This window comes from Neobacillus citreus (assembly GCF_018343545.2).
Taxonomy (GTDB): domain Bacteria; phylum Bacillota; class Bacilli; order Bacillales; family Cytobacillaceae; genus Neobacillus; species Neobacillus citreus.
In genome coordinates, this window is sequence record NZ_JAGYPE020000099.1 from 1 (window position 1) to 11,385 (window position 11,385).

Consider the following 11,385-nt stretch of genomic DNA (forward strand, 5'->3'; position numbering starts at 1 on the left):
ATAAAGCCAATTACTTATTGATAAGATTGTATTACCAGTATCAACCGAGTCATCGACAACAAGTATTTTTTTAACACTTATGGGTAAATCTGTGTTAACCTCTTTAATCTCTCTAGTTGAAGCTTTGGAGTGTAGGCCCGAATTTAATTCAAATGTTCTTAAAATATCTTTGACCTTACCTGGTAAAATTCTTATTAAAAAGCTTAGATTTTTCTTTAATGAGTTTCCAGACCTAGCTACTTTAATTCCATAATAAGGCTTACTTAATAAATTTGACATTTCTTGTCCAATTATTATCCCGCCATTAGCAACATAAATAATAATATCCGGCTCAAATCCCGAATCTTTAACTTGCCTGCTTAAGTCGTAACAAATATTTCTTATATTTCCTATAGAACAGTTTATATATTCCAATTAAATCACCTTTAAGCACCAATTTTTTTATCCTAACTAACCGTGTGACCTGATGAATAAGCACCTGCAATTTTACATTAATATGTTCGTAGTGTTCTACACTTGCCAAAAAGTTAGCAGCCGATAATTTTCCGTTTATATCCAATTTTAAATAATTGAAATTAGCCTCATAAGCTGTATGTGAATCCGCACCGACAATTTTTGGTTTGTTAAAATCTGAACATAATTTTTCAGCATTCTTATTAAACTCTTCTAATATACTTCTAGCATTGTATATTTCAATTATATCTATTTGATTAATATTTTGGATAATTGCACTATAGTCTAGGGCAGATTTTTTTCTTTTTTCATCAAAGGGATGTGGTAAATACACTATGCCACCTTGATCCTTTATACGTTTTATCGTATCTTCTGGTGAAAGGTTTGCTGGTATTTTTTCTTTAAGAAACAAACCAATTATTTCACCTTGTGTTGTCATAATTTCTTCTCCAACAATGACATCTAAAGTATCTCCATACAATTCTTTGAATTTTAGTGCACCAGCAATTTCATTATGATCGGTAATTGCAATCCCTTTTATATTATTTTTTTTTAGGACCTTATAAAGGTTATTTAATTTTAAATCGCTGTCATGAGAAAACTCGGTATGAGCATGAAATAAATAATTCAAGATTTTTCTCCCTCCTAGCTTTATATCTATATATAATTCTTTATCTTCCTTTGGTTTAATAAACCAGAAACAATGATAATAAATAGTAACAAACAAATTTGATAAATCATTTTAGGCTCAAAGAACATGTTGAAAAAGGAATAAAACACCAACCCTTGTGCAATAATGTAATAAGCCAATCTATATGAACTATATCTTAGACTATTAATATATACGAAGGTAAGTATAAGAGAAACAAATAGCATCGGTATAATGGAAAAAACATATCCAAAATCTAAGGCGAATTCTATCGTTGCTGTGTGTACTGTTGCATACGGTGAAACATAATTGCTATATTTATATAAAAAATCTGTTAAAGGGTACGCTTCCCCGAATATATTATCAAATTTTAGGAGTCCGGCTAATAGCGGCCTCAACATCACTTTTCCCCACTGTAAATCATCAAAATCAGGATTTCTATTAATAAACGAGTTTACATTTTCAAAAGAAAGTGGAAAGTATCCATACAGAACCGCAAATATATTAAATGGTCCCGCGTAATAATTGTAATCTATTCCTTCAGCATAAGATAATTGATATTGGTAACCATGTGTCAGTCTAAATTCTCCAAGATAAGCTGCTATTAGAGACATAACAATTAATAAAATGGCAGTCAGATTAAAGAATCTCTTTTTGTTCTTAACAATATCGCTCAAAAGAAAGATAATAGCTAAAACTGCTAAAATAATATCAAACCTGGACAATCGAGTCATAGGAATAGCTATCAAAAATAAGCACATAATTAAATTATATTTATTGGCATTAAATTTATATTTTGTAAAATTTAATAGGGCAAGAATAGGGATAAAACCTTTAGTTATCATGGAAATAATTGGCAAAGAAATTAAATGAATACTAGTTAAATTCGAAGTGCTCAACACAGGCACAAAATGACCAACTAAGACTTTATTTTCAAATAGATATAAGACTAAAGTAAGAATTGAAAAGAAATAAATCAATTTATTACTAATATTTGTTATGAATATCTTGGATTTTTTCACTTGCTCTCCACTCTTATATTTATTATTACAATAAATTGAAATGAAGAAAGGCAGGTAATTAAATGCGATTAATGCATAACAAAAAAGAGTATACGTAAGGAAATTCCACTCCTTTGCTTGAAGACCAGATAACCTTTGCATTGCAATAATTAGTGGAAGTGAAATAAATATTGCACTTAATACAGAGGGATGCAAATGATCTTTAGTCTTTACGAAGGCTATAATAGCAATAAAAAAAGACAGAAATAACAAGAAAAACAATAAAATTTCCATTTAAGTCTCCTACAATCTCATAATATAAAGAGAGTACTCACTAACTCAATTTAAGAAACAGTTTTTTAATTTTATTTAGGAAAAATCCCTTTTTCATTAACCTCAGATATTCTCTAGCACTTAATACTTTGTTTGACTGAACTTTTTTTCTTTTTATCACTATCCTATTCAAATTTCTTAAAACGTCAATCTTTGCTTTAAGAAACGCCTTAACTTCCCCTTGCCTAGTGAAATATAGCATTGATCCAATAAAATAAATCAATCTAAAAGGCGACAGTAATAACAACAATGAAGTTGGAGTGTTTAATAACCAAACAAACTCATTATTTCTTTGTGAATAATAGGTATTTAATGGACTGTTTTTTCTTGTAGCACTTAATTTATGGTATACAATTGATCTAGGCGCATAGGCTCCCTTTCCACCATATAGATAAGCTCTAAGAGATAAATCAATATCTTCGTAAGAATAGAAAAAGTCTTCATCAAACCAACCTATTTCATCAAAAAAGTCCTTATTATATAATGCAGCACCAGCACAAGCTATTAGCGTTTCCTTTTCCACTATATGCTCATTAGAAAGCTTTTGAAATCTACCCCTTTCAATTACCGAGCCACTAATTGTATAATCAACCCCAATATTATCAATTTTCCCCCGGTCTTTAAAAAGCATCATCCTTGAAGCAACAAATTTAATATTTTTTTCTCTTTTAATCGGTTTAACAAGCTCTAGTAACCAATCTTTATCGACTTCAGTGTCATTATTTAATAGAGCAATGAATTGACCATTCGAACTCTTAATCCCAATATTATTAGCCTTACAAAACCCATAATTATCATCTAATTTAATAATTTTAATATTTGGGTAATTATCTTTTACATATTGAATAGAGTTATCTTTTGAATTATTATCCACAAAAATAATTTCATAATTCTTATATGTTTGAGCTTCAACTGAACTTAGACATTTTTCTAAGTGGTTGATACCATTCCAGTTAATAATAATTACACTAATCATAGGCATCCCATCGGTATACATAATTATTTCTCCCAATATTTTATGACTTATATTTTCAATAAGCATCCTTTGATCCGAATATAACAAGTACTGTTTTAACAATAAGTTTAAGGTCAAAAAACGTTGTTCGATTTCTTATATACATAAGGTCAAGTTCAACCATTTCCTTAAAACCGATGTTGCTTCTGCCACTTACTTGCCATAGACCAGTACATCCAGGTGTTACTAGCAACCTTTGATTATCGTATTCTGTATACTCAACTACTTCTCTTGGAAGTGGTGGTCTTGGCCCTACCAAACTCATATCACCTTTCAATACATTAAAAAGCTGCGGCAGTTCATCTACACTCGTTTTTCTGATGAATTTACCAACTTTTGTAATTCTTGGATCATCTTTCATTTTAAACATTGCCCCGGAGACATCATTATACTTTAACAGATCTTTGAGTTTTTCCTCGGCATTGAAGACCATCGAACGGAATTTATACATTTTAAATTCCTTGCCATTTAAACCAACCCGTTTTTGTGAAAAGAACACTGGTCCTTTAGGGTCATCCAACTTTATTAAAATGGCAATAATAACAAATAGAAAGCTTAAAAGAATAATCCCACATAAAGCACCGACTATATCTATTAGTCTCTTAGTAAAGAGATACATCCTTCCATCATTAACGGTTATCGTTTTTTGTTTTTCAACATAACTGACATCTTTATTTGCAAGATTTTGCACCTATGCCCCCCCTTTCTTCTCTCTATACCATTACTTTTTCTTGTTCTAATAAAGAAACTAGATTTTTCAGGTAATCTAGCATGTCATCATGGAGGTCTTCGTGCTGCAAGGCAATTTCGATGGTTGTTTTGACAAAGCCAATTTTTTCACCGACATCGTAGCGTTTACCTTCAAAATCATACGCAAATACTCTTTGAATTTGATTTAGATTCTGAATCGCATCAGTTAATTGAATTTCCCCGCCTGCACCTGATTCTTGGCGTTCAAGGAACATGAAAATCTCTGGTGTTAAGACGTAACGACCCATAATTGCTAGGTTGGATGGCGCTGTTCCTTGCTTTGGCTTTTCTACAAAGTTACTAACATGATAACGGCGTCCTTCTTGGGTAATTGGATCAATAATTCCGTACCGGTGTGTTTCTGAATCGGGTACTTGCTGCACTCCTATAACTGAAGAAAATGTCTCTTTATATTGGTCTATTAATTGTCGTAAACATGGAGTATCACTTTGCACAATATCATCGCCCAACAGAACCGCAAACGGTTCGTTACCAATAAAGTTCCTTGCACACCAGACAGCATGTCCAAGTCCTTTCGGCTCTTTTTGGCGAATATAATGAATATCTACTAAATTCGAAGAATACTGCACCTTTTCCAATAGGTCGAAGTTCCCTTTTTCTACTAAATTTCTTTCTAGTTCAGGTGCCACATCAAAATGGTCTTCAATCGACCGCTTTCCTTTACCTGTTACTATAATGATGTCTTCAATCCCAGCCGCAACCGCTTCTTCTACTATGTATTGAATTGTAGGTTTATCTACAATAGGCAGCATTTCTTTCGGCATCGCTTTTGTTGCTGGTAGAAATCTTGTTCCCAGACCAGCTGCCGGAATAATTGCTTTTCTTACTTTTTTCAAAATTAATCCCCCTTTTAATATCTCTATCTTTCGTTTTACTAAATATCAAGTCAAAAAAATAAATATCTAATGGAATTGCAAGTGCTTTCATACACTTACCCTTTCATTAGATATTTATTGTTTTAGTTTTGTTTTTTTAAATCGGGCATCTAACCCGACCTCACATCATGCTCCTGACGACATACGTCTAAGGTTCTGGTTCAATAGACCCACAACATGACCGAGTGCTCCCATGGATAACGGACAGGGCAGCCTCGCCGTTCAGGTAAATACCTGAAAAAAATTATAAAGTAATCCTTTATTGCCTTTTGTGTTAATTAGAAGAAGATAAATTTCTTTTTCTTTTTAATTAGCATCGGGACTTCTCTCACCACATTTTTCCCATCGACTAAAAGTTCTGCATTTTCTTTAAATAAGTATACATAGTCAATTCCGAATTCAGATTCTACAAAATCAAAAGCCTCGTCCATTTTAAACGTACGACTGCTGACATTATGGGCATCAGAAGCAATGAAATGTGTTAAATTTGCTTCAATTAATTGAATAGAAAAGGTTTTTATTTTTTTACCAAAATACCCACAAAGACTGGATGCTGTCACCTGTGTTAAGGCGCCCCTTTCTACAATTCGATACAACGTTTCCGGGCGTTCAATCAGTTCCGAGTTTCTCTCAGGGTGGACAATAATTGGAACAAGTCCTTTTAATTGTAGATCAAAAAGTAGTTTCTCAGTATACCTTGGAATATGGTTGGACGGAAATTCAATAAACACATATTGAGTCCCATTTAAAGTTTGAATTTCCCCTTTTTCATAATCCTCTATTACCTCGCCGTAAATCCTTGGTTCCTGGCCTGGAAGGATTTTTACATCAATATTCGCTTCCTGCAAGGCATTATTTAAATGTTCTACTTTTTCCACAATCAATGGTTTTCTATTATCATAGGAATTATTTAAGTGAGGGGTGGCGATGATGGTATGAATTCCTTGTCTGGCTGCTTCTTTCGCCATTATTAAACTGTCTTCCATATTTTTTGCACCGTCATCGATACCAGGCAATATATGACAATGAATATCAATCATCATGGCCACTCCTTTTCTATCTATTATTTCGTTCCATAATAATAGTAGTAATTTGTATTTTGGATTTTCTTATTGTTTAATACAACACCCAGCAATTTACTTTGTGCTGAATCCAGTAGTTCTTTCGCCTTTACGACTTGGTCCTTTTCTGTCTTGCCGCTGGATACTACTAATATAGTACCTTCACATTTATTGGCTAGAATTTGCCCGTCGGTAACAGCTAACAACGGAGGTGTGTCAAATATCACCATATCATATAATTCCAATGCATCTTTGAAAAATTGTTCCATTGCTTTTGAACCTAATAACTCCGCTGGATTGGGAGGAATCGGACCACTGGATAGGACAAAGAGGTTTTGTTCATTTGTATCTTTGACTGCATTTTCAAGAGACATTTGTTTCGTCAAAACACTAGTAAGTCCAAATGTATTCGTATGATTAAACGTATAATGTACCGTCGGCTTTCTTAAGTCAGCATCAACAAACAATACTCTTTTCCCTTGTTGGGCAAAGACTACCGCCAAGTTAGCTGATGTTGTCGATTTCCCGTCTCCAGGTCCTGCAGAGGTTACCATGAGTGTTCTTACCTCTTGGTCCACAGAAGAAAATTGGATATTGGTTCTAATCGTACGAAATTGCTCGGCTATCGGTGATTTAGGGTCCAGCATCGCAATCAAATTTCTTCGATTATTCATGATTTGTTTTTTCCCTTTTTTAAGAACCAATTGTATCACCTCTTAACCTAGCATTACGTTCTGCACTTCTCATTTTGCTATCTTTTAATTTTTCATCATCAATAGTAGCAATACTACCCAGAACAGGTACGCCAATAAGCTTTTCAATTACCTGTTCATCTTTCACGGTCGTATCAAAGTATTCTAGTAAAAAGGCAATTCCTACTCCTGCCATAAGGCCTACCACTATTGCAATGGCGATATTTAATAATGGCCTAGGCTTTATAGGAGAAGGGTCCTCAGCAACCTCCGCCTTTGCCAGGATGTTCACGTTGTTAACATTCATGATGTTGGCAATTTCCTTTTTAAACACTTCTGCTGTTTTGTTGGCGATCAGAGCAGCTGTTTTGGGATTCGGGTCCTGAACAGACACGTTCACCACTTGGGAATCCTTTTCACTACCGACCGTAATTTTTTCATTTAATTTGGTGGCATTCATGCCCAAATCCAGTTCGTCTACCACTTTATCCAAGATGGCCGGGCTTTTAATAATGACATTGTAGGTATTGATTAATTGAAGGTTTGTCTGGACTTCATTGTAGTTGTATACTTGTTGATCATTTTTCGCCTGATTCACAAGAATTTGCGTTGAAGCTTGATAAATTGGGGTTAAGAAAAAGTAACTCACCACGCCGCTGATAATGGCTGCGATGAAGGTGATAGACACTATTAGGGATAACCGTTTTTTTAAGGTTTCTAGCAGCTCTTTTAAACTGATTGTCTCTTCCATTTCGTCCTCCTAAATATTTAAAACATCACATTTATAGATTATAGCATAATTTGTCAATAATATGTGAATTTTGTCATTCGCATGTAATATTAGACAAGTTTTTCGTAAGAAATTTGTCACTCACATGTAATATTAAACAACTTTTTGTAAGAAATTTGAAGAGGAAATAGGAATTTGGCAGTAATTACTTTTTAGAAGCGCTTCAAAAAGAGGTTGTTGTGCGCTTTATACAGATTTATGAGGATTTGGAATTATTTTTCTGCCTAAATCTGTTATAATAGGGAATGCAATATTGTTTGGGGGGCAAAATAGACATGCAAAAAGTACTTACGGCGTTATTAGCCATTGTCTTTATCCTTGTAGTATATATGGGCCAATCACATTGGAGTCAGAAAATTGATAACGCATCTGCAAAAGATAAAATCAATTCTACGATAAAAAAGTCCGCTGCCAAGAAATCCGAGACAAATGTGGACAAGGAAGATACCAAGGAGCAAAAACTTCTTGCTTACACGAAAAATTGGCCGGCCGAAGCAGTGGAGCGGTTCAAGCAAGTTCAGTCCGAAGGCAAAGCCTTTAAAATACTATTTGTGGGTTCTAAAGCCATCGGATCTGAATCGGACGGGACCTTTCCAATTGTAAAACAGAAGCTAGTGGAAACATTCGGGGAGAAAAATATCCAGGTAACCCTCAAAACCTACTCTTCTACCTCCAGCCAGTTTGTAAATGACAATAAGCAGAAGGAAATTTCGGGCGAAAGAGCCGATTTGATTATTTTCGAACCATTTATTCTACAGAATAATGGATTCGTCAGTATAAATAAGACTTTATCAGATTTGGCGAAGGTCATTAAGGACGTAAAAGCGGTGAATCCTGAAACATCCTTTATCCTGCAGCCGGCCTTTCCGCTATATAAAGCAAAAATTTACCCGGGCCAGGTGGCAGAACTGAAGGACTATGCAGAGAAGAATAAAATTGCCTATTTGGATCACTGGACTTCGTGGCCAGACCCAAATACGATTGAGATTAGTAAATATTTATTACCAGACCAAAGTGCTCCAAGTGAAAAAGGTGTCCAAGCCTGGAGCCAAGCATTAATTCAATATTTGATTAGCCAATAAAGCGGACTATTAACGGGTTCGCTTTTTTGTGATGCACGGGGACGGTTCTTCTGCCTCAAAATCAAGCTGTTGAGAGGGCCGAGGCCGGGGACTTTCCGGTTAGACTGCGGCTTCCCCTTCAAAAAATGCACAAAACAACCGCCGGATTCTTTTCCAGCGGTTTATCTATTAATATGGCGCAACCAAATGTTTGAGGTCCGCTTTTAAATCTTCGATTAACTGATTAAGGGAAATCTCATTATCTAGAATGGCCTTATCGTAGGCCTTTTTTACTATCTCTGAAAAATCAGCACTCTTGCTGATGACCTCCGACTTTTTCTCCATTCCAACCTACCCCTCCTCATCTCATTGTTTCTCATATTAATAGAAAGATAGCGAAATGTAAATGGATTTCCAGTTAAATTTTTGTTACAAATTTGTGAATTTTGTAGAATTTTCTGTGGTAAGTGCGCTCTTTAGTGAAATTCTCACAAATTTTTCGACTTTCGAACAATAAATTAGCAATCTATGGTAAAATACATAGAAAAATAGAAGAAAAAGAGGTGACTGTTTCGTGAGTAAAACCGTCGTTCGGGCTCTGTCGACAACCGCCCTTCTCTCCATAGCCTATGCGGGCGCAGCCCATGCGGATACATATAAGGTTCAAAAAGGCGACACTTTATCAAAAATCGCCAATACATATAAAACGACTATAAATGATATTAAGTCGTTAAACGGATTAAGTTCTGATCTCATTTATGCTGGACAAACATTGCAGATTCCGGGTCCTGGCGCTAGTGCAGCTCCCGCTCCTGCACCTTCTCCATCTGTGCAGCCAGCGGCTACTTATACAGTTGTGAAGGGTGACGCCCTAATTAAGATTGCCAACCGCTTTAGCGTGACGGTCGGCGAGCTTCAACAGTGGAACAGCCTTAGCGGCACGTTGATTTTTCCAGGACAAGTTTTGAAGGTCTCGACTGAGGGTGCTCCGGCTCCTGCGCCTGTGGTGGTGGTACCGCCGCCGGCACCTTCGACTCCCGCTCCGGCCCCTAGTGCGGCTGCGACGCAGGATTATACGATTGTCCCAGGCGACAGCCTGAGCAAAATTGCGCTAAAATTCGGGACTACCGTGTCGCAATTGAAGTCTTTGAACGGGTTAAGTTCTGATATGATTTATGCCGGACAAACGCTGAAGGTCCCTGGACAGAGTGATGCGGCACAGCCATCCGCTCCAGCTGTTCCCGCGGCACCAGAGCCGGCGACTCCGCCTCCAATGGCATCGGACGTTTCCGATTATGTGATCAAAAGCGGTGATACACTTGGTGCCATAGCTGCTAAATTTAACATCACTGTTCAGGATCTGAAAGCGCTGAACAATTTAACCTATGATATGATTTATGCCGGCCAGACGCTAAAGGTGCCTGGCCAGACTTCGGCACCGGCGCAAGCTGGTGATTTGGGTGCGCAGATGATTTCCGTGGGCAAAAGCTTAATGAGCGTCCCGTATGCCTGGGGCGGCAGCACGCCGTCCGGCTTCGACTGCAGCGGCTTCATCTATTACGTTGCTAATCAAGCAGGCTATAAAATCGCCCGCACTTCCGCTGCCGGCTACTATGACCGCTCGTATTATATCGACCAGCCTAAGGTTGGCGACTTGGTCTTTTTCCAAAACACCTATAAACAAGGTATCTCCCACATCGGGATCTACCTGGGCAACGACCAGTTCATCCACGCTAACGACGGCACCGGCGTGACGATTTCCAATTTAAAAAGCACGTATTATGCATCGCACTTTGCTGCGTTTAAGCGGCTCTATTAAACTATTTAGCCAGTCCCTTGTTAAAGGGACTGGCCTTTTTTCGGAATCGCAGGATTCCCACTCCCTCTTCTTGCACAATTCTACAACATCCCCCAAAATTTTTATCGAATTACAAGAATTGAAAACAAATAATGTAAAAAATATAACAAAACACCCAGTGAATTAACATTTTTTCTTTATTGATATACCTTTAGTATTTAATAAAGGGCGTGAAAGAATGGTTTCATTTTTGGAAAATATCTTTTTAACCATCCAGATCTTCCTCGTTTAATAGAACAAATAAGGCTGATTCCGGGCTGTGAAAACCCTTGAATCAGCCTTTTGCTGGTTAGTTGCTTAATTTAGCCTGTGCTTTCGTCTTGAGATCAGCAGATACTCCTACTGTATCAACAAGCAGCTGATAGGCATTTTGTGCTTCAGCGCTACTCATGGTAGCTGCCGCATCAAATAATGCCTGTGCAGCATTATTCATTAACGTTTGTACCTCTGGACGTGTATCGCCGTCCTTGCTGGCCAGTCCTGTGAAGTGTACAGCATTGTAGTAGTTATTGTTGCCATAGTACCAGAGGGCCACGTCATAATTTGGTGATTTTACCACTGGCGCTGTTAACTTGGCTTCCGCTGCTGTCTTAATATCAGTTGGCACGCCTTGCGTTTTCACAAGCAACTGGTAGGCATTTTCTGCGTCTACAGTGCTCATGTTTGTCGCTGTATCGAATAATGCTTTCGCTGCTTTGTTCATGAGGTCTTTTACCTCGGCGCGTGTGTCGCCGTCCTTGCTGGCTAACCCTGTGAAGTGTACAGCATTGTAGTAGTTATTGTTGCCATAGTACCAGAGGGCCACGTCATAATTTGGTGATTTTAC

General features: G+C 37.0%; 13 protein-coding genes. 2 read left to right on the top strand and 11 right to left on the bottom strand.

The window, feature by feature from the left end; translation table 11 throughout:
- The 9 genes from KHB02_RS28205 to KHB02_RS28245 form a co-directional block, all read right to left on the bottom strand.
- A partial coding sequence (locus KHB02_RS28205) for a phosphoribosyltransferase family protein (RefSeq protein WP_241114160.1) occupies positions 1-414 on the bottom strand: 414 nt, incomplete at its 3' end.
- Positions 347-1,084 carry a PHP domain-containing protein gene (locus KHB02_RS28210; protein WP_213148045.1) on the bottom strand — a complete coding sequence of 246 codons (738 nt, stop codon included), beginning with the start codon at positions 1,082-1,084 and terminating at the stop codon, positions 347-349. The genes KHB02_RS28205 and KHB02_RS28210, both read right to left, overlap by 68 nt.
- Before the next feature lie 26 nt (positions 1,085-1,110).
- Positions 1,111-2,397 carry an O-antigen polymerase gene (locus KHB02_RS28215; RefSeq protein ID WP_213148044.1) on the bottom strand — a complete coding sequence of 429 codons (1,287 nt, stop codon included), beginning with the start codon at positions 2,395-2,397 and terminating at the stop codon, positions 1,111-1,113.
- Positions 2,398-2,437: 40 nt separating this feature from the next.
- On the bottom strand, positions 2,438-3,433 hold the full coding sequence (locus KHB02_RS28220) for a glycosyltransferase family 2 protein (RefSeq protein ID WP_213148043.1): 996 nt from the start codon (positions 3,431-3,433) through the stop codon (positions 2,438-2,440).
- 34 nt (positions 3,434-3,467) lie between these two features.
- Complete coding sequence (locus KHB02_RS28225; protein WP_241114163.1) at positions 3,468-4,091, bottom strand: sugar transferase; 624 nt, start codon at positions 4,089-4,091, stop codon at positions 3,468-3,470.
- A gap of 73 nt (positions 4,092-4,164) precedes the next feature.
- The gene (galU, locus tag KHB02_RS28230) at positions 4,165-5,058 is read right to left on the bottom strand and encodes a UTP--glucose-1-phosphate uridylyltransferase GalU (RefSeq protein WP_213148042.1); all 894 of its coding nucleotides are present in this window, start codon (positions 5,056-5,058) and stop codon (positions 4,165-4,167) included.
- A gap of 317 nt (positions 5,059-5,375) precedes the next feature.
- Complete coding sequence (locus tag KHB02_RS28235) at positions 5,376-6,137, bottom strand: tyrosine-protein phosphatase (protein WP_213148121.1); 762 nt, start codon at positions 6,135-6,137, stop codon at positions 5,376-5,378.
- 23 nt (positions 6,138-6,160) lie between these two features.
- Positions 6,161-6,832: a CpsD/CapB family tyrosine-protein kinase gene (locus KHB02_RS28240; protein WP_213148120.1), complete on the bottom strand. Its 672-nt coding sequence runs from the start codon at positions 6,830-6,832 to the stop codon at positions 6,161-6,163.
- A gap of 19 nt (positions 6,833-6,851) precedes the next feature.
- Positions 6,852-7,601: a YveK family protein gene (locus KHB02_RS28245; protein WP_213148041.1), complete on the bottom strand. Its 750-nt coding sequence runs from the start codon at positions 7,599-7,601 to the stop codon at positions 6,852-6,854.
- 314 nt (positions 7,602-7,915) lie between these two features.
- On the opposite strand from KHB02_RS28245, the gene KHB02_RS28250 reads away from it, so the two are divergent.
- Positions 7,916-8,722 (top strand): SGNH/GDSL hydrolase family protein, encoded by an 807-nt coding sequence (locus KHB02_RS28250; RefSeq protein WP_213148040.1) that lies wholly within the window; start codon positions 7,916-7,918, stop codon positions 8,720-8,722.
- A 168-nt stretch (positions 8,723-8,890) separates the two neighbouring features.
- On the opposite strand, the gene KHB02_RS28255 is transcribed toward KHB02_RS28250, so the two are convergent.
- Positions 8,891-9,046 (bottom strand): YwzD family small protein, encoded by a 156-nt coding sequence (locus KHB02_RS28255; RefSeq protein ID WP_213148039.1) that lies wholly within the window; start codon positions 9,044-9,046, stop codon positions 8,891-8,893.
- A gap of 229 nt (positions 9,047-9,275) precedes the next feature.
- Between KHB02_RS28255 and KHB02_RS28260 the strand changes: the two genes are divergently transcribed.
- Positions 9,276-10,520, top strand: coding sequence for a C40 family peptidase (locus KHB02_RS28260; RefSeq protein WP_213148038.1), 1,245 nt, complete (start codon positions 9,276-9,278; stop codon positions 10,518-10,520).
- Positions 10,521-10,848: 328 nt separating this feature from the next.
- Here the strand turns inward: KHB02_RS28260 and KHB02_RS28265 are convergent.
- On the bottom strand, positions 10,849-11,385 hold a 537-nt coding region (locus KHB02_RS28265; protein ID WP_241114161.1), incomplete at its 5' end, for a hypothetical protein.

Coding starts and splice junctions, on each gene's coding strand:
- KHB02_RS28250 (WP_213148040.1), top strand. CDS start 7,916: ATGCAAAAAGTACTTACGGCGTTATTAGCCATTGTCTTTATCCTTGTA.
- KHB02_RS28235 (WP_213148121.1), bottom strand. CDS start 6,137: ATGATTGATATTCATTGTCATATATTGCCTGGTATCGATGACGGTGCA.
- KHB02_RS28240 (WP_213148120.1), bottom strand. CDS start 6,832: ATGAATAATCGAAGAAATTTGATTGCGATGCTGGACCCTAAATCACCG.
- KHB02_RS28220 (WP_213148043.1), bottom strand. CDS start 3,433: ATGTATACCGATGGGATGCCTATGATTAGTGTAATTATTATTAACTGG.
- KHB02_RS28255 (WP_213148039.1), bottom strand. CDS start 9,046: ATGGAGAAAAAGTCGGAGGTCATCAGCAAGAGTGCTGATTTTTCAGAG.
- KHB02_RS28215 (WP_213148044.1), bottom strand. CDS start 2,397: ATGGAAATTTTATTGTTTTTCTTGTTATTTCTGTCTTTTTTTATTGCT.
- KHB02_RS28245 (WP_213148041.1), bottom strand. CDS start 7,601: ATGGAAGAGACAATCAGTTTAAAAGAGCTGCTAGAAACCTTAAAAAAA.